Annotated in this window: 16 protein-coding genes; 9 read left to right on the top strand and 7 right to left on the bottom strand. The window is 61.5% G+C overall.

The window, feature by feature from the left end:
- Positions 1-4 precede the first annotated feature (4 nt).
- From ftsH to AiwAL_RS04110, 7 genes are all read left to right on the top strand, one after another.
- Entirely contained in the window at positions 5-1,930 is a 1,926-nt protein-coding gene (gene ftsH, locus AiwAL_RS04140) for an ATP-dependent zinc metalloprotease FtsH (RefSeq protein WP_235702951.1), read from the top strand.
- A 103-nt stretch (positions 1,931-2,033) separates the two neighbouring features.
- Positions 2,034-2,912 (top strand): NAD(P)-dependent oxidoreductase, encoded by an 879-nt coding sequence (locus AiwAL_RS04135; RefSeq protein WP_262312175.1) that lies wholly within the window; start codon positions 2,034-2,036, stop codon positions 2,910-2,912.
- Positions 2,913-2,986: 74 nt separating this feature from the next.
- Positions 2,987-3,232: a type II toxin-antitoxin system CcdA family antitoxin gene (locus AiwAL_RS04130; RefSeq protein ID WP_262312174.1), complete on the top strand. Its 246-nt coding sequence runs from the start codon at positions 2,987-2,989 to the stop codon at positions 3,230-3,232.
- Positions 3,233-3,235: 3 nt separating this feature from the next.
- Positions 3,236-3,553 carry a CcdB family protein gene (locus tag AiwAL_RS04125; protein ID WP_235702948.1) on the top strand — a complete coding sequence of 106 codons (318 nt, stop codon included), beginning with the start codon at positions 3,236-3,238 and terminating at the stop codon, positions 3,551-3,553.
- A 344-nt stretch (positions 3,554-3,897) separates the two neighbouring features.
- Complete coding sequence (pnp, locus tag AiwAL_RS04120; protein ID WP_407932512.1) at positions 3,898-6,057, top strand: polyribonucleotide nucleotidyltransferase; 2,160 nt, start codon at positions 3,898-3,900, stop codon at positions 6,055-6,057.
- Between the two features lie 35 nt (positions 6,058-6,092).
- Positions 6,093-6,398: a type II toxin-antitoxin system Phd/YefM family antitoxin gene (locus AiwAL_RS04115; protein WP_262312173.1), complete on the top strand. Its 306-nt coding sequence runs from the start codon at positions 6,093-6,095 to the stop codon at positions 6,396-6,398.
- Complete coding sequence (locus AiwAL_RS04110; protein ID WP_235702946.1) at positions 6,373-6,801, top strand: type II toxin-antitoxin system VapC family toxin; 429 nt, start codon at positions 6,373-6,375, stop codon at positions 6,799-6,801. Before AiwAL_RS04115 ends, AiwAL_RS04110 begins: the two co-directional genes overlap by 26 nt.
- Here AiwAL_RS04110 and AiwAL_RS04105 read toward each other — a convergent pair.
- The 3 genes from AiwAL_RS04105 to rpsU all read right to left on the bottom strand — a co-directional run bounded on the left by AiwAL_RS04105 (position 6,791) and on the right by rpsU (position 9,063).
- The gene (locus AiwAL_RS04105) at positions 6,791-8,002 is read right to left on the bottom strand and encodes an MFS transporter (protein WP_235702945.1); all 1,212 of its coding nucleotides are present in this window, start codon (positions 8,000-8,002) and stop codon (positions 6,791-6,793) included. The two genes, AiwAL_RS04110 and AiwAL_RS04105, sit on opposite strands and share 11 nt — an antisense overlap.
- A gap of 53 nt (positions 8,003-8,055) precedes the next feature.
- Positions 8,056-8,703 carry a 2OG-Fe(II) oxygenase gene (locus AiwAL_RS04100; protein WP_235702944.1) on the bottom strand — a complete coding sequence of 216 codons (648 nt, stop codon included), beginning with the start codon at positions 8,701-8,703 and terminating at the stop codon, positions 8,056-8,058.
- 156 nt (positions 8,704-8,859) lie between these two features.
- On the bottom strand, positions 8,860-9,063 hold the full coding sequence (rpsU, locus tag AiwAL_RS04095) for a 30S ribosomal protein S21 (RefSeq protein WP_007421557.1): 204 nt from the start codon (positions 9,061-9,063) through the stop codon (positions 8,860-8,862).
- Between the two features lie 306 nt (positions 9,064-9,369).
- Here rpsU and def point away from each other — a divergent pair, with 306 nt between their 5' ends.
- Together def and AiwAL_RS04085 are read left to right on the top strand one after the other, a co-directional pair.
- Positions 9,370-9,930 carry a peptide deformylase gene (def, locus tag AiwAL_RS04090; protein WP_235702943.1) on the top strand — a complete coding sequence of 187 codons (561 nt, stop codon included), beginning with the start codon at positions 9,370-9,372 and terminating at the stop codon, positions 9,928-9,930.
- A 16-nt stretch (positions 9,931-9,946) separates the two neighbouring features.
- Positions 9,947-10,570, top strand: a complete 624-nt coding sequence (locus AiwAL_RS04085; RefSeq protein WP_235702942.1) for a COQ9 family protein — start codon at positions 9,947-9,949, stop codon at positions 10,568-10,570.
- Positions 10,571-10,591: 21 nt separating this feature from the next.
- Here AiwAL_RS04085 and AiwAL_RS04080 read toward each other — a convergent pair whose 3' ends face one another.
- The 4 genes from AiwAL_RS04080 to AiwAL_RS04065 all read right to left on the bottom strand — a co-directional run bounded on the left by AiwAL_RS04080 (position 10,592) and on the right by AiwAL_RS04065 (position 18,435).
- Positions 10,592-11,962: a Hint domain-containing protein gene (locus AiwAL_RS04080; RefSeq protein WP_235702941.1), complete on the bottom strand. Its 1,371-nt coding sequence runs from the start codon at positions 11,960-11,962 to the stop codon at positions 10,592-10,594.
- Positions 11,963-12,971: 1,009 nt separating this feature from the next.
- Positions 12,972-15,128, bottom strand: a complete 2,157-nt coding sequence (locus AiwAL_RS04075) for a class I SAM-dependent methyltransferase (protein ID WP_262312172.1) — start codon at positions 15,126-15,128, stop codon at positions 12,972-12,974.
- 184 nt (positions 15,129-15,312) lie between these two features.
- Positions 15,313-17,886, bottom strand: coding sequence for a glycosyltransferase (locus tag AiwAL_RS04070; protein WP_262312171.1), 2,574 nt, complete (start codon positions 17,884-17,886; stop codon positions 15,313-15,315).
- 45 nt (positions 17,887-17,931) lie between these two features.
- Positions 17,932-18,435 (bottom strand): hypothetical protein, encoded by a 504-nt coding sequence (locus AiwAL_RS04065; RefSeq protein ID WP_235706267.1) that lies wholly within the window; start codon positions 18,433-18,435, stop codon positions 17,932-17,934.
- Positions 18,436-18,706 lie beyond the last annotated feature (271 nt).

Here is an 18,706-nt window from a genome sequence, read left to right as displayed (position 1 = left end):
TCTGATGAATAATCTCGGGCGCAACCTGCTGGTCTGGGTGATTATCGCGCTGTTCCTGGTGCTGCTGTTCAACATGTTCCAGCCCACCGCGACGCAGACCGACCACGGAACCCAGATCGCCTATTCGACCTTCATGTCCGAAGTCAACGCGAACAAGGTCGATCACGTCACCATCCGCGGGCATGACATTTCCGGTGCACTCAAATCGGGCTCGACCTTCGAGACCTATGCGCCGAGCGACCCCAACCTGGTGGGCTCCCTGATCACCAAGAAAGTGCGCGTCGTCGCCAAGCCGCTGAATCCGCCGCAAAATCCGCTGCTGCACTACCTCTTGTCCTGGGCGCCGATGCTGCTCCTGCTGGGCGTGTGGATCTATTTCATGCGCCAGATGCAATCGGGCGGCGGACGGGCGATGGGCTTCGGCAAGTCCCGCGCGCGCCTGCTCACCGAAAAACAGGGCAGGGTGACCTTCGAGGATGTCGCCGGGATCGAGGAAGCCAAGGCCGAGTTGCAGGAAATCGTCGACTTCCTGCGCGACCCGCAGAAATTCCAGCGGCTCGGCGGCAAGATCCCCAAGGGCTGCCTGCTCGTCGGCCCGCCCGGCACCGGCAAGACGCTGCTTGCCCGCGCGATCGCGGGTGAGGCCAATGTCCCGTTCTTCACCATCTCGGGATCGGATTTCGTCGAAATGTTCGTCGGCGTCGGCGCGTCGCGCGTCCGCGACATGTTCGAGCAGGGCAAGAAAAACGCCCCCTGCATCATCTTCATCGACGAAATCGACGCGGTCGGCCGCCATCGCGGCGCCGGCCTCGGCGGCGGCAACGACGAACGCGAGCAGACCCTCAACCAGATGCTGGTCGAGATGGACGGGTTCGAGAGCAACGAGGGCGTGATCCTGATCGCCGCGACCAACCGGCCGGACGTGCTCGACCCCGCGCTTCTGCGCCCCGGCAGGTTCGACCGCCAGGTGGTGGTACCGAACCCCGACGTGAACGGGCGCGAGCGCATCCTGAAGGTGCATATGCGCAAGGTGCCGCTCGCCGCCGATGTCGATCCGAAAGTGATCGCGCGCGGCACCCCAGGCTTCTCCGGCGCCGATCTCGCCAATCTGGTGAACGAGGCGGCGTTGCTCGCCGCGCGCATCGGCAAGCGCGTGGTCGCGATGGCCGAGTTCGAATTCGCCAAGGACAAAGTGATGATGGGCGCCGAGCGTCGCTCCCTGGTGATGAGCGACGAAGAAAAGAAAATGACCGCCTATCACGAAGGCGGCCATGCGCTGTGCTCGATCGCCCAGCCGCATTGCGACCCGGTTCACAAGGCCACCATCATCCCGCGTGGCCGTGCGCTCGGCATGGTGATGAGCCTGCCGGAAGGCGATCGCTACTCCATGAGCAAGGCCAAGCTGCTCGCCGAACTGGTCAAGGCGATGGGTGGCCGCGCCGCCGAGGAAATCATTTTCGGGGCGGAGAATGTCTCGAATGGCGCCTCGGGCGACATCAAGCAGGCGACCGACATCACCCGCCGGATGATCACCGAATGGGGCATGAGCGACAAGCTGGGCATGATCGCCTATGGCGATAACGGTCAGGAATTGTTCCTCGGCCATTCGGTCACCCAGCACAAGAACGTATCCGAGGCGACCGCCCAGGAGATCGACAGCGAAATCAAGGCGGTGATCGACCACGCCTATGCCGAGGCCAAGCGCATCCTGACCGAGCGGATCGACGATCTGCACCGTCTCGCCAACGGGTTGCTGGAATACGAAACCCTGTCGGGCGACGAGATCGGCACGGTCCTGCGCGGCGAGCCGGTCATCCGCAAGGTGGTCGACGATCCGGCGCCCGACAGCCGCCGCTCTTCGGTGCCGACCGCTCAGAAACCCGACCTGCCGAAACCCGGCGGCCTCGGCCCGCTCCCCGCGCCCGGCTGAACCCTGTCCTCTAACGATGACGAAAGCCGGAGAAGCAATTCTCCGGCTTTTTTCCTGCCCGCGCCGCGCCATATCCCAAGTGCGCAACAAAGAGGACGGCACGATGGTTTTGCGGATCGGCATGATCGGATTGGGACGGATGGGGGCGGCGATGGCCGCACGGCTGATCGAGCGCGGCCACGCGGTCGGCGGCTGGAACCGGACCATCGAGCGCGCCGCCGCGATCGGCGGCCTCGCCGTCAAGGCCAGCCCCGCCGATGTCGTCGCCGGTGCCGATACCATCCTCGTCTCGCTGCTCGATGAGGACGCCGCGGAGACGGTCTATCGTGGCGATGCCGGCATTCTCGCCGTCGGGCTGGAGCGCAAAACCGTCGTCGATATGAGCACGCTGAAGCCCGCCGACATGCAGGCCAATGCCGACGCCGTCATCGGCGCCGGCGGCTTCTTCGTCGCCTGTCCGGTCGGCGGCACGGTCGGCCCGGCGCGGTCCGGCAAGCTGCTCGGTCTCGCCGGCGGCGATCCCGCCGCGATCGGCCGCGTCCAGCCTGTTCTCGATGAGCTGTGCGAGCGCATCGAGCGCTTCGACACGCCGCAAGCGGCCGCGGCGATGAAGCTCGCGATCAACCTGCCGCTCCTCGTCGCGTTCCAGGCGCTGGGCGAGGCGGCTTTGCTGACCCGTGATTTCGGAATCGACCAGAAAAGGCTGGTCTCGATCATCGCGGGCAGCCCCGGCGGCGCGCCGGCCATCGGACTGCGCGCGGAAGCGATCCTCGCGGAAATGCAGGGACGCCGCGCCAACACCGTCGGCTTCTCGCTCGAAGCGGTCGAGAAGGATCTGCGCCTGATCGACGAAGCCGGCCGCAAGCTGGGCTTCAACCTGCCGGTGACCGAGGCGGTGCGCCGCCTCGCGCATGATGCGACGCGCGAGGGCTGGGGCGACCGCGATCTCGCCGCCCTCACTGCGTTCAACCTGCGCGCCTGAGCTTTCGATGGAACTCTTGCACGATTTCGGTCCTTCAGCCATATTCATGCGCATAACGTGCGCAGGACAAATCGATGGGGTATGATCGCAACGCCCGCAAACGGCCCATCAATCTCAGCATGAACGAAAACCTGGTTCATCGGGCGCGATCCTATACGAAAAATCTGAGCGCGACGGTCGAAACCCTGCTCGGCGAGTTCGTCGACCGGGAAGCGTTGCGCCGCCGCGACGAAGACGCGGCGATCGACCGCGTGATCGACGGTCTCAACGCTTTCCACCACAGCCACGGCCTGCTGAGCGACGAATTTTCCGCCCTCTGACCCGTGGCGCAATTCGACGTTCACCATAATCCGGGGCGCCAGAGGGAAGCGATCCCGTATGTCGTCGTCCTGCAAACCGACCGTCTCAGCCGCAGCGCGACACGCTTTGTCGCGCCCCTGGTTCGCCAATCGGCCGCGCCCGTCGAGGCGCATTATCTGGCTCCGCGATTCATCGTCGATGGAACCGCCGTGGTTCTGGATGTCTTCAATCTCGCCACGATACCGGCCGATCGCCTCGGCCCGCCGGCTGCATCGCTTGCCGATGACGAGTCGCGCACCAAGCTGATCCGCGTCATGGACGAGTTTCTGAGCACGGCGTGATCGACCTTGCTTGATCGTCATCGCGAGCGGAGCGAAGCGATCCATCTCAAACCGCGACTCTCCCATTTCCAAGCCGGAGTAGCGGAGGCGCTGGTTTTCCGCTATCACCCCACGACGCGCCGGGATGGCGCGGCTGAACCGGGGGATGGTCTCCCGGAGCGATCGGAACGGTCCCAGGTCCGTCGGTTGCGCGCAAAGCCGGGATTTGCCCGGCGTTTCCGGCCACATGGCCCGTGGCTGTGACGAGTTTCGTCTCCCACAGCCCGACCCATGCCGCCCGAGACGCCGTCTCCCGCATCGCGCACACCGAACCCGGCCGGTCCGATCCCGTGTTTAAGGACTGCATGATGTTCGACAAATATTTCCGCAAGGAACTCGACTGGGGCGGGCGCAAGCTCATTCTCGAAACCGGCAAGGTCGCCCGCCAAGCCGACGGCGCCGTCGTCGCCTCCTATGGCGATACCGTGGTGCTGGCCACCGCCGTGGGCGCCAAATCGGCCAAGCCGGGGCAGGATTTCTTCCCGCTCACGGTGAACTACCAGGAAAAATTCTACGCCGCCGGCCGGATTCCCGGCGGGTTCTTCAAGCGCGAGGGACGGCCGACCGACCGCGAAACCCTGACTTCGCGCCTGATCGACCGGCCGATCCGCCCGCTCTTCCCGCACGGGTTCCGCAACGAGGTGCAGGTCATCGTCACCGTGCTCAGCCATGATCTGGAAAACGAGCCGGATATCGTCGCCCTGGTCGCCGCCTCCGCCGCGCTCACGCTGTCCGGCATTCCGTTCTTCGGTCCGGTTGCGGCGGCGCGCGTCGGCTATCTCGACGGCAATTACGTGCTCAACCCAACCTCCGCCGAAATAAAGGACAGCAAGCTCGACCTCGTGGTCGCCGGCACCGCCGAGGGCGTGCTGATGGTGGAGTCCGAGGCGCACGAACTCTCCGAAGATATCATGCTGGGCGCCGTCACCTTCGGCCACACGGCGTTCCAGCCGGTGATCCAGGCGATCGTCGAACTCGCCGAGCACGCGGCGAAAGAGCCCTGGGCGCTCACCGAGCAGAGCGACGAGGAAAAAACCCTCGCAACAAGGGTCGATGCGCTGTCCCGCGAGGGGATTCGCGCCGCCTATGCCGAGCGCGAGAAAACCGCCCGCCACGAGAAGCTCGGCGCGGTCAAGGCGGAAGCCATCGCCAAACTGACCGAGGAAGGTCTCGCGGCGGACAGGGCCAAGAATTTCTTCAAGGATCTCGAAGCCGACATCGTCCGTAACGCCATCCTCGATCACGGCATCCGCATCGACGGGCGCGACACCAGGACCGTTCGCCCGATTCTCGCCGAAGTCGGCGTCCTGCCGCGCACCCATGGCAGCGCCCTGTTCACCAGGGGCGAAACCCAGGCGGTGGTGATTGCCACCCTCGGCACCGCGCAGGACGAGCAGTTGATCGACGCGATCGAGGGCGAATATCGCGAGCATTTCATGCTCCACTACAATTTCCCGCCCTTCTCGGTGGGCGAGACCGGCCGCATGGGCAGCCCCGGCCGCCGCGAAGTCGGCCACGGCAAGCTCGCCTGGCGGGCGATCCACCCGCTGCTCCCCGGCAAGGACAAGTTCCCCTATACGCTGCGCGTGGTCTCCGAGATCACCGAGAGCAACGGATCGTCCTCGATGGCGACGGTCTGCGGCACCTCGCTCGCATTAATGGATGCGGGCGTGCCGCTCACCCGGCCGGTCGCGGGCATCGCCATGGGGCTGATCAAGGAAGATCGCGGCTTCGCGGTGCTCTCCGACATTCTCGGCGACGAGGATCATCTCGGCGACATGGATTTCAAGGTCGCCGGCACCGAGGCGGGCGTCACCTCCCTGCAGATGGACATCAAGATCACCTCGATCACGCCGGAGATCATGAAAATCGCGCTCGATCAGGCGCGCGACGGGCGGCTGCACATCCTTGGAGAGATGGCCAAGGCGCTGCAGGGCGCGCGGGCGGATGTCTCGGCCAACGCGCCGCGCATCACCGTGATCGCCGTGCCGAAGGACAAGATCCGGGACGTGATCGGCACCGGCGGAAAAGTGATCCGCGAGATCGTCGAACAGACCGGCTGCAAGATCGATATCGAGGATGACGGCACGATCAAGATCGCCGCGACCTCCGACGAACAGGCACAGAAGGCGATCGACCGGATTCGCGGCATCACCTCCGAGCCGGAAGTGGGCGCGATCTACACCGGCAAGGTGGTGAAGATCGCCGATTTCGGCGCTTTCGTGAACTTCATGGGCGCGCGCGACGGCCTCGTCCATATCAGCGAACTCGCCCAGGGCCGCGTCGCCCGCACCGGCGATGTCGTGAAGGTGGGCGATGTCGTGAAGGTCAAGATGATCGGTCTCGACGATCGCGGCAAGGTGAAATTGTCGATGCGGGTGGTCGATCAGGCGACCGGCGCGGACATTTCCGATCAGGTCGGCCCGAAAGGCGCGCGCCCGCGCGACGAAGCCGCCGCCGAGTAATTTTGCTCCAACCCCGCCGTGGCGACACGGCGGGGTTGGATTTTCTGGACATCTGGCCATTTTCTGGCTATATTTCCCCCGTGACCAGTGTCGTCGAAGCCAAAAACAACCTCTCCGCGTTGATCGATCGCGCTCTTGCCGGCGAGCAGGTGGTGATCACCCGCCACGGCGTCCCGGTGGTGACGCTCAAACCCGTCACCCCGCCACCCCGCCGCATCACCCAGGCCGATATCGACTGGCTGATCCGCCACCGCGTTCCATGCCTGCCCGGCCCGGACGCCGTCGCCCTCGTCAGAGCACTGCGCGACGAGAGTGATGAGCGCCTTGCCCCTCTATCTTGATACCAACATCCTCGTCAGTTTTTTCGTCCAGGACGACCTGAACGAACGGGCGATCCAATTCTTGAACGGCGCGGATGCCGAACTCCTGGTCAGCGACTTTGCCAAACTCGAATTCGGGTCCGCGGTTGCGCAACGCTGCCGCATGAAATTGCTCGAACCCGACGCCGCCCAAGCGGCCCTCGCCGCCTTCGACTCGTGGACCGTCCGAATCGCCACCCGCATCGAAACCGCCCCGGCCGACTTGATCGCCGCCGCTGCCGCCATCCGCCGGCTCGACACCCCGCTCCGCACCGGCGACGCGTTGCACATCGCCATCGCCGACCGGATCGGCGCCACCATCGCCACCTTCGACCGCAAAATGACCGAAGCCGCCCTCGCCCTCGGCGTTGCCGTTACAGCCTGATCGTCTCCGACCGCGCGGCGGCGAGGCCGAACAGCAGGGCGGGGATCAGCGTCGCGGTCAGGAACGCCGTCGCCGGCCACCACGCCCCGGTCGCGGCATGGATCGCGCCCATGCCGAGCGGCCCGGCGATCGACACCGCATAGCCGATCGCCTGGGAAAACGCCGAAACGCTCATCGCCTCGACCACCCCGCCGGCGCGCAGCACGATGAGGGTGAGGGCGAGCGGAAAACTCGCCCCCTGGCCGATCCCGATGATCACCACCCACAGCCACGGCGCCGCGCCAGGCGCGATATCGAGCCCGAGATAGCCGATCGCGGTGACGCCGAGCACCAGCGCCAGCAGCGCGCGCTGGTCGCGGCCGCGCGTAGCCAGTCCCGGCGTGATCAGCGCGACCGGAATCGCGACCACCGTGGTCATCGACAGCATCAGCCCGGCGCGGGCCGGCGCGATGCCGACCGAATGCAGAATCGCCGGCAGCCAGGACAGCACGGCGTAATAGCCGAGCGATTGCAGCCCCATGAACATCGCCACCGCCCAGGCGCGTTTCATCCGCGCGAGCCGGATGAAGCCGCCGGGAATGCGCGGCAGGGTCGCGCGATGGACGCCATGGCGAAGCTGTGGCAGCCACAGCATGAGCGCCGCCAGTGCCGGGATCGCCCAGAACCCGAGCGCGGCGCGCCATCCCAGCCCGCTCGCATCGGCCAACGGCACGCTGATCGCCGCGGCGACCGCCGCAGCCCCGTTCAGCATGGTAGTGTAGAGCCCGGTGACCAGCCCGATCCGGCCGGGAAAATCGCGCTTGACGATGGCGGGCAGCAGCACGTTGCCGATCGCGATCGCCGAACCGGCAAGGGCGGTGCCGAGAAACAGCGGCAGCGCCGCGTCGAACAGCCGGAGCAGCAGCCCCGCGAGCAGCACCGAAAGCGCGATCAGCATCGCCGGTTCCAGCCCGAGCCGCCGCTGCAACGGCAGGCTCGCCGGGGCCAGGGCGGCGAAACACACCACCGGAATTGTCGCCAGCGCGGTCAGCCCGAACGCGCCGAACCCGAGCGCCGCCCCGATCGGCACCAGCAGCGGCGAGACCGAGGCGATCGCCGGGCGCAGATTGGCGGCGATCAGCAGAATCCCGGCGAGCAGCAGCACGCCGCGCACCCGGTGGTGCGGCGCCTTCGCGGTGCCGAGCTCTGGCGCATCCCTCATGATATCAACTCTACCCGCGATTCCGGCGAAACCGAACCGCAGGCAAACGCGTATCAGGCCGCCGGCAGCAGCCGCTTGACGATTGCCGAAACCCGGTGCCGGCGCATTTCGTATTTCGCCTTGGCATCGGTGGTCATGTAGTTGAGCTGCACAGTGTAGCGCCGCCCGACGAATTGCCGATGGCCGTGCCAGGTCGTCGGCCCGTTCGGGAAAACCAGCAGCGTGCCGTCCACCGGCGGAACCTCCACGACGTAATCCTCAAGGTCGTTCGGCCCGCGCAGCAGGCGCAGACACCCTTCCTGCCGCGCCCAGGCGGCGCTCGCCGGGTTGAGATAGAGCAGAACCGTGACCCGCTTGGCCGCCGAATCGCAATGGATCTGGCCGTCGCGCTCGCCGGTCTGGCCACGCAGCGTCACCATCACCGGCGCGTCCGACAGGTCGAGCCCGAATTTCGCGGCGATCGCCGCGCGCAGCGCCGTACCCTGCATTTCGCGCATCAGTTGCGCTGCCGGGGGGCCGAGACGCACCGATTCGACCGGGAAACTGCCCCGGCTGCCGAGCGGCGGCAGGCTCGCCACCACATCGGCGAGGCGATCAGGGCGGACGAAATTGCGCAACAGCAGATGCGGGAAGGGATCGGCCGAAACCGGCGTCGCGTCCAGGCCGGCGAAATCGAGAACGGAATCGGCAGGAGGGGTCATGTGCGGGTCTCCACGCTCAGGCTCATACAGGATTCGCCGGGATAAGGAAAACCGCCCGTCTGACAGCCAAAAGGCGCGGAACGGCCCCGCGCCTTATCTCGACCCCGATCAAATGATGCGTTCATCGAATTCGACGAACGCATAGATAGACCGGCCTCAGAATCCTTCGCGCTCGATCCGCTTGCGCTCCATCTTGCGGGCGCGGCGAACCGCCTCGGCGGCTTCGCGGGCGCGGCGCTCGGAGGGTTTTTCGTAGTGGCGGCGCAACTTCATCTCGCGGAACACGCCTTCACGCTGAAGCTTCTTCTTGAGCGCCTTCAGCGCCTGATCGACATTGTTGTCGCGAACGAGAACTTGCACTTGGCCTGACACTCCATCGGGTTAAGGCGTTACGATAAACAAGAAAACGCCGCGTCAGGCAAGACGCAGCGGGCTCGATCACCGGGTTGGAATCGGTGCGCTTGCCGCCCTATAGCAAAAATCCAGGCTTTGCCAAACCCCTTTTTTCCGCATTGCCGAGGGCCCGGCAAAATCAACAGATCCGGCATCGTGCCTCCTTGAAACCGTGACCGGCGAAAATGCCGGGTAACGGCAGGGTGGGCAATGGGCCGTCATCCCCGCCAAACGCCTGTTTGCGAAAGCCGGGTTTCGCGCCATGTTCGGTCCATGGCGATTCTGAAACTGGCCCGGCTGGGCCATCCCGTCCTGCTCGCGCGCGCCGAGGCGGTCGACGACCCGACCGCGCCCGAAATCGCCCGCCTGCTCGCGGACATGGCGGAAACCCTGGACGATGCCGGCGGCGTCGGGCTGGCGGCACCTCAGGTTCACGTGCCGCTCCGCCTGTTCATCTACCGGGTGCCCGAACGCCGGAGCAGCGGCGCCGAGGACGATGCGCCGCGCGGCCTTTCGGCGGTGATCAACCCGGAGCTCACTTTGCATGACGGCCCCATGGTCGCCGACTGGGAGGGCTGCCTGTCGATCCCCGGCCTGACCGCCCGGATTCCCCGCGCCGCGCGGATTACCCTGCGCGGCCGGGATGCCGCGGGTGCGGCGTTCACCCGCGCGGCTTCGGGGTTTCACGCGCGGGTGATCCAGCACGAGGCGGACCATCTCGACGGCATTCTCTATCTGGCCCGGATGGACGATCCGCGTATGATCGGGTTCAACGAGGAAATCGCGCGGTACCGCGACGACATTCTCGCGTTCGGCGCCGAGCGGGCGATGTGATGAGGGAGCAGGGGCGATGACCGGGACCGATCCGACGCACCACGAGGACGATGCGGTGATCCGCGCCTTGCTCGTGGACGTGCCGTTCGACGGATGGACGACGCGCGCCTTACGGCGCGCATTGCTTGCGAATGGCCGCGACCCGGCGGATGCGGTGCTGCTGTTTCCCGGCGGTGCGCCCGAGATGATCGAAGCCTGGTCCGAGCTCGCCGACCGGGACATGGTGGCGGCCGCGCGCGCGGCCGATCTCGCCGCCTATCGCACGCCCGCGCGGGTGCGGGCGATCGTTTCGCTGCGCCTTGAGCATAACCGCCCGCATCGCGAGGCGCTGCGCCGGGCGCTGGCGGTGCTCGCTGTGCCGGGCCATGCACGGCTCGCCGCGCGGATCACCGCGCGCACGGTGGATGCGATCTGGCACGCGGCGGGCGACCGATCGGCGGATTTTTCATGGTACACCAAGCGCGCGCTGCTCGCCGGGGTCTATACGAGCACGCTGCTGTTCTGGCTGCGGGACACCTCGGACGACGATGCCGAAACCATCGCCTTTCTCGATCGAAGGCTCGCCGACGTCGCCCGGATCGGCAAGGCGCGCAAGCGGATCGAAGCCGTCATCCCGAAATTCGGCGGCGCCTCGGCCTGATTGTTCGCGCTGTCCTGCCCGTCATCGCGCGGTCGGCATCGGCTGCCGCCAGGATGTCGCGACGCGGCCGGGCGGCGCCTCGGCGATAATCTCGCGATACCGCAATCGCCCGCATACGGTGATGTCGATCCGCCGCGCTCCCCCTTCGTAGCCATTCCTGCAATTCCGCAGATTGCAGGAACTTTTGGCTACTTCGCCCGGCGGCAGATGGGCCGCGCCATCGGTCCAGCGCCAGCGTCTTGCGGAATCGCCCCCGGCGCCATGCCATCCCGGCGCCGCGAGTTGCGCGAGATCGACCGCCGCGCCGTCGCACTGCATTGCGCTGATCGCGACGCCGAGGATCCGCGCATCATCGCCCTCCGTCACCCCGATGCGCGATTTCACGATCAGGGTCCTTGCCGGCTTGTCCAGGTCGAACCGGTACCGCTCGCCGTCCGCCTCGCTCGGGCGCACCACAACCCCGTCCGCGAGCAGATGCAGATCGGGATCGTCGCTGAACCGCCCGCGCAACCCGGCCCGCCGGTCGATCCGCTCGCGAATTGCCTCGAACCGGTCCCCGCGCGTCAGCCGCTCGGCGCAATAGGCGGCGGGAATCGCCGCATCATCGCCACGCGCGGCCCGATACGAAGCCGCGTTCTGGAACATGGCGCGATTGCCGTCATCGACGTAGGATTCCGCCGAAGCCCCCTCGGCCAGCAGCACGCCGTGGCTGTCGAGTTCGACATGATAATACTCGATGAGATCGCGCGCGTCCTCCTGCCGGACCGACTCGCCGTTGATCAGGTGCCGCGCCGGGATCAGCACGCCGTCGAGATAGATGCCGTGTTCGGGCGAGACCATCAGGTCGCGCGCCGGAACATTGTCATCCAGCGCACCGGCGGCGATGCGGATCGGCAGAAGATGCGCCTGGCCGGCGATGAACGGGGCGGCGTAGGCGCGATACCCGATCCAGCGTATCGGCCGCAGCCCCCCGCCGCTTGTGACGACGCGATCGCCGATGGCGAGATCTTCCACCGGCCGCTCACCGCCATCCGTGGCGATTCTGGTGCCCCGGCAATAGCAGGCGATATAGGCGACCTCCATGCCGGTTCCGGTCGGGTCGCGCGTTACCGAGAAATCGGCGGCGGTGAGGGAGCAGTTGACGGCGGCAAGCGTATAGCTGGCGAAGGTGCCGCCGGTGGCGTTGACGAATTCGATGGCGGTGCTCGCCCCGAGCCCCAGAATCCCCGGATTCTGTACGATGGCAACGCTTCCCGCCGTGCCGTCGCCGAAAAACACGAAATCGTCGCCGACCGCGTAACCCGATACGTCGGCGAGCAGGCCGGCATTCGCCCCGCTTTCGAACAGGATGGTGCTGCCGGTGCCGGAAAATTCGAATGTGTCCGCCGACAACAGCGCCCCGGCGCTCGCATTGGCGCCGAAGGCGAGCGTGCCGCCCGGCCCGGCGACGAAGGTTTCGCTGCGAGCAGCAGGCTGCCGGATTCGTTATCGAGGAAGGTGGCGCCGTCCTGCGCGGTCACCACGTTGTTGCCGCCGAGCGTGCCGTTCGTCGCGGTGACAACGACGCCGGACCCGGTGACGACAACGTCTTCGCCGCTGGCGAGGGACGGGAGCGAGCCGGAGACCGTGAGAGTGATGGTGCTCATGGGCGTGTCTGGCTTTCGGACGGTTACCGTCTCGTTTAACGTCCGTTTTCAGAAATGTCACTCAATTTTTAGATTTTAGTAACATTTTTGGTCCATGGAGTATGATACCGGCCGCCCTGGACAATGACCCATCACCCCGTCATTGCGAGCCGGCGCGGCGGAGCGTCGAAAGGTTCCGGCAATTCAAGGGATTGTTGGAACGGCGCGGAGGCAATCCATTTTATTACAGTGTTATGCACGGAAAAATGGATTGCTTCCGCCGCGCGTCGTGCGAATGCACGCCTTCGTGTGACGCCCGGCGTCGCAATGACGCGTTGGCGTCAGGCGTGAGTCGCAGGCTACGGCGGTTGAGTCTCTGACACCATCGTCATCGGCGGATGAGGCTCGACGATCCAGCCGACCGTCATCACGCGGAACCCGACCTTGAACGCGAGGAGACTCCGCCGACGAAACAATTCAGAAATGCCGCATCATTGCCGTCATCGCGAGAAGCAACGCGACGAAGCGATCCATGCTCGCCGCGATCAGCGACCGCCCTGGCCCGGATCATTCGGTTCTTGACGGGCGAGGCGCCTGTCCCCTAATCCAAATCGGTGTCCAATCCTTATTCAAATTTACCGGATGCAGCGTTCTGGCGACGGTCCATGTCCGGGCGGTTGCCGCGGGAGGTCGATCCGGTCACGCCGCCACCCTTCACCATTGGGCCGCGTGACTTGGTTGCTCCTAAACACGCCGGGATTTGAGTTAAGTATTTTCTAAAGCATCAAGTCAAATGGCCATTCATTCTCAAGAACAGAGGTTGACTGAACATCACATTCAGCAAAAAGTCTCGACAAACCGAATTCCTTTAAATCCAACCCCGACATTTCTTCTATAATTTTTGAATAATTCTGTTTTAAAATTATTGAATTTGGTGATAAATTGGTAACAACAATCAAACCTGTCGGGGGCGCATCATATGCAACTATTTTTAGGTCTGGTCGATATTTTTTTAGAATCAAAAAAACTTTCCAGACATCTCCCGTCCACGCGCCGCTCCGGCTTTCCCGGATCGATGGCAACCCTGGTGCACGATCAGCCATCGGAACTTCAACTGGAAGACAATCATGCATCAGAATCACAGAACTCGGACGGCAAAATTTCTCTACATTAATAAAATCTCTAAGTAAATATTCAAAATGATGCATCCCATCAAGAAATGCCATATCTAATGGCACACCTAAAAGCGCATCAACCCTATAATTATCAAAAAACTCGTCACTAGTGGTCTGGAACAGGAGCGCGCTAGGCTTTTCTCCCACAATGCTGTCTGCGTTAATTTGAAACTCAGGATCAACGCCAATCGATCTGGCCTGCGAAAGTGAAAATGTTACACCTTTTTGGACCCCTATTTCAAGATAAGATCGAGGATTCAATTTTCTGTGAAACAACGTCAATAAATCTGTGTAATGTAATCCTTTATGATCTTCAACAGAAAGGAGAGTTTCATCAAATTTGTCTAAAACGAAATCTACCATTTTAGGAATATCAGCAATCCAATATAAGCCGTGGGCTAAATCAATCTGTTCCTCTGATAAATTTTCATTATTTATATCAACGTCTTTAATAAACTCTTCAAGGCAATATGACGGAAAAACGCTTCCTTCCGCTTGATTTGCAACCCATTCAGCAGGGTTTCGTTGCAAAATTTCTGAATTACAATGTATAACTCCTGGTTTATTTGAAAACCAGCCAATTTTATGCTGTATTGTACCGTGATGACAGCAATAAAAATCAACAACACTGGAAATTTTTAAAGAATAAAGTACATTTTCTCCTATGGCGGAAAATATTTTTTGCCTATCAGATAGCATTTTATTTAATATAACAGACCTATTAATTTCTTCATATGCCAACTTATCGGACATAATTATTTTGTTCGCCGCATATCTGTCATATGATGGATTGATTGGGAAGTCGTCTTGGAGTGAATAGCCGTCAATAATGAAACAGCATTGTGGATATTTTTGCGAAAAACGATCGATCAAAACCGTCAAAAATTGAACCTGATTAACCGGCGTCCTATTCTCAGTGCGAACGCTTAACCATATTGTTGGCCAGTACTTCCCCTGGATCTGCTCAACAAGATCCACACCTTCTCTTGAAAGTTTTTTGCTTCCGTAATTCATTAAGCGATTTCGTACACGCTCTGTAACGCGAAAGCCGCCAACTGGTACGAATGTACAACCCGGCTTATTTAACTCCAGCAATAAACTATCGGCATGATAAGAGTGAATCCAATTTTGGAATTCTGGAAATAAGTCTGAAGTTTGACCTAGTGGCTCATGCGTTGAAATGATTGAGAGAGACCGTGAGTGATCTATGATTCCAGCTAGCGTCTCTAATGCGACGAGTTGATTCCAAGCATAGTGCGCAAAATTTGGGTCGCCGACAACAATTCTAACGTCCTTAGACTCTCGAGATATTATATCCCATTCTTGCTTGCTAAGTATCTCTAAGATTTTCTCTGCGTCGGCGATTTTTACCCCCCATAGTGGATCGCCAAAATTAAAGATGATCCGAGCAGACAATACAATAATTGATGATATAGGAAAGCCCTGTCCTAAATTGGCTACGGCCGCCAAGATATCGGGCTGAGCCGGAAATCTGAAAAAAGTAGTTTTATTGGGTAAAATAATTGAGTCACTCGAACCAATTTTGATCCCGGAGAATGGGCATATAATTTCGAATCCTCCATGCTTGACGACGTCTAAATGATTCCACCGACCGAACGCCTCTTGGGGTGCACCGTTCCTGGAATATATATCGGCGATGCAGTCTCTTATATACGGAAATTTATCATCATGAACAGCTAATTCATTAAACTGATTTTCATTGTCGCAATGAACTTCGTAAAAATCTTTATGTGACATTGATCTGCCCTCAATTCTTGTTAAATATTTATATCATATTTTTCAATTTTTTTGATCGTGCAGAACTCTGCCTCCGTAATGTTTTCAGCGTATATTACTGAAATTAACTCTACAGTGTTCTGCTCGTTGGCGATGCTCGATAGAAACGAACACAGATCATTATCAATTTTATGACTATTGACGATCACCGCGTTTGCTCCAACGCCTTCTGCATTTCTTTAACCATCGCCGCCTTACCGAATTTCTCGTCGATCATCGCCAGCCCGGCCCTCGCCATTTTTTCGTTCCACGCCGCATCGGTCAGAACGCGATTGAGTTTCGCCGCGAAATCTTCCGGCGAGCGCGCCACCAGCCAGGCCAGATCGCCCTCGATCGGCAGGCCCTCGGCGGCAATCTCGCTCATGACACAAGGCAGCCCGTGCGCAAAGCTCTCCAGCACCTTGCCCTTCACCCCCGCGCCGTAGCGCAGCGGTGCTATGGTGCAGCGAAGCGTGTGAAGCGCATCCGCCAGCACCGGCACATGGCCGCGCACGTCGATGGCCGGCCCGTGCAGCCGGGCGATGCTCTCTGGCATGTTGCTGCCGATCACCGCAAACCGCTGATCCGGTAATTCCGGCAGAAGCGGCATGATCGCGTCGGCGAAATGCAGCACCGCATCCTCGTTCGGTGGGTGCTTGTAACTGCCGAAAAACGCATAGCCGGCGCGCTGCGCGAATGGCAGCGTCGTCGGGCGCGATTCGACCGCCCAGAAGACGATTTCGACCGGCACCTCCGGCAGAATGGTCCGCAGCAATTCGGCCTCGGCGGTGGAATAGACGATCACGCAATCCACCTGTTGCATCGCCGCCAGCTCGCGCTTGCGCTTCACCGCCGCACTGGCGCGCAGCGCGGCGTCGTCGGCCAGTTCGGCTTCCCGCTCCTCGCGCAGGAAGTGCAGATCGCACACATTATACACCAGCCGGCATTTCGGAAATTTCTCGCGCGCCATCGCGGCGTATTTCGACGCATTGGAAAACCGATGGAAATACACCAGATCCGGCGCCACCAGCGCCTTGCGCAGAACCTCCTCGACCGACCAGAAATACGGCGCATACAGGCATTCGACGCCGATTTTCTCCAGCGCCCGCGTATGCGGGTCGAGCCGTGCCATGTTGTCGGACGGAATGAACGTCACCTTGTAGCCGAGCTGCTGCAGCGCCAGGATATGCTGCAAGGCGCCGTTGGAACCGGCATCCTGCTCCGGCGTCAATATCGTATCGTCGATGAAATAGGCGCGGCGGATAACATCCCGTTCGGCTTCCAGCGTGGGGTGCTCGCCGTTCATCCGGTGCCGGGCCAGCGTGTCCTTCCAGCGGAGAAAGAATTTCCGGTGATTGACCGCCTGATAGCGCTTCAGCCCGGTGCCCGCCGTGTCGGTGCCGTTGCTCACCCCTTCGAGATGCACGATCTCGGAGGCCGGCTGCACCACCACGCGCCTGCCCGCCGCGCGCACCCGGAAACACAGATCGACATCCTCGTAATAGGCGGGCAGATAATGCCGGTCGAACCCGCCCAGTGCCTCGAACAGCGCGCGGCGGATCAGCATGGCGGCGCCGGACACGTAATCCGCGTCGCGCAGATAGTTGAATTGCGGCGCCGCCGGGTCGCCCCCGCGCCCCCAGTTCCAGCCATCGCCCAGTCGCCAGACGATGCCGCCGACCTCCTGCAGCGTTCCGTCGGGGAAGAACAGCCGCGAGCCGGCGATGCCGATATCGGGGATCGTCTCGAAGGTTTCGACCAGCTCGTCCAGCCAGCGGTCGCGCACCAGCGTGTCGTTGTTCAGGAAAAAGATGTAATCGCCGCGCGCCTGCGCCGCGCCGAAATTGCAGGCTTCGATGAAGCCGCCGTTCTTCGGCGTGCGGATCACCCGGATCGCGCCGGCGAACAGCAGGCTGGCGAACAGGGTTTCGTCCTTCGACCCGTCATCGACGATCAGGATCTCGATCGGGCATTTCGGCGGGTGAAGGCGGATCGATTCGATGCACCGATACGTCGTCTCGAACTTGTCGTGCACCGGAATGACCACCGACACCAGCGGCGCCGGCCCGGGTTCGATCTCGATCGGCCGGTACGAATGCAGCAGATTGGTCACCAGCTCGTGCGTCCAGTCGGTCAGGCGCACCCGCGAGACCATGTCCTGGACCTCGTGCCGCGCGCCGCTTTCGAGCCGGAACCGCGCGTTCACCAGATCGTTGAGCCGCCCGAGCACCAGCGCCAAGGCCTCATCGACCAGCCGGATGTCGGAGGCATGCGCCGCGAGGGAGGACAGCACGCCGTCGATGAAATCCGCCGCGTGATCGTCGAAACCCGAATCGGGGCGGACAATCAGGCGCGGCGACCCCGGCAGCTCGGCCTTGGTTTTCGCGCATCGCACCCGCAGCAGGTGGCGCGATTTCGGCAGCAGAAACGCGATATTCTCGACCGCGAAGCCGTGATACCCATTGCCGATGCCCGCGTCCAGCAGATCCGGCCGGCGGAGATTCGCGGGAATCGTCAGCAGATGCTGGTCGTCGTCGAGTATCTCCAGTTCGCGCGTTTCGTCCGGCCGTTCGGGGTTCCAGGCCCATCCGACGATGCGCCGCAGGTTCAGTTCATCGACGAACCCCCACCCCTGGGACTGACCGTTGGCTGATGGTTTGGCCTTATCCGCCGAATCGGGGGCGCTGGCTTTCCGATCCTTCGGCCGGGTTTTTTCGGGCAGATCGACCTGATTGAGCATTCAATCCGAACTCCAGCACAAAACGGCGGCATTTGGCGCAAGCCATCATACGGATAAAAGCGACAGGGTGGTGATCGCAATACCCAGTTCCCGGATGTCTTCGCTGAGCCCGAGCCGTTTTGGTGAAATCGCCGTCGGGATCGTGATGGAAATTCTTGTCGACCGTCCAGAAATCGCATTGCGCGGAATCAGAAAACTGCAATCATCCTGTTCAAAAAATCCATGAAACCCACAGAACAGTCCATTGACGTGAATGAAGATTTGCTGTTGAATTATTTGGTCGACGGCGAGATACGGCATTGCTGACAGTTTAATACTTAAATCCTTGGCCGGCCACCGCGCCGCGATATCGATCCACGCAGTCTGTTTTTCGGTCCAGGAATAAAAATCCCCGTCATTGAGATCAAAACCAGAGACATTGAAAGAATTAATATTGCCTTCTTTTCCAAAATTCACGGAGAGTCCGTTTTCTAAATTTCCATGAATGAAATCAACATTTGAACCCGTATTCACGTTCTCGATCTTTCTTTGAAAAAGTTCTGTGCCCACTCACGAAACTTAAACCTTAAATTTCATTAACAAAGTTTGAGACAAATATCAAATTTTTCGGCGAGCTTCGCGAAAATGCCGTATTTGGCTGGAAATCGTCATGTTCAATGACGAATTCATGTCAGCGATAGAATTAGGGTGTGTCGTCATTTGACCGGGGGGATTCCGGCGCGACCGTTTTCCTGATTCATAGCAGATCAGCATTCCGAAAGGCTGATCGATGGGGCGTTATGGGCTGAGGGCTGACCAATGGGAGCGGATTGCGCATCTT

This window comes from Acidiphilium sp. AL (genome assembly GCF_025499445.1).
Taxonomy (GTDB): Bacteria; Pseudomonadota; Alphaproteobacteria; order Acetobacterales; family Acetobacteraceae; genus Acidiphilium; species Acidiphilium iwatense.
The sequence above is the reverse complement of the archived record's forward strand: the minus strand, read 5'-3'. Positions and strand labels throughout refer to the sequence as shown.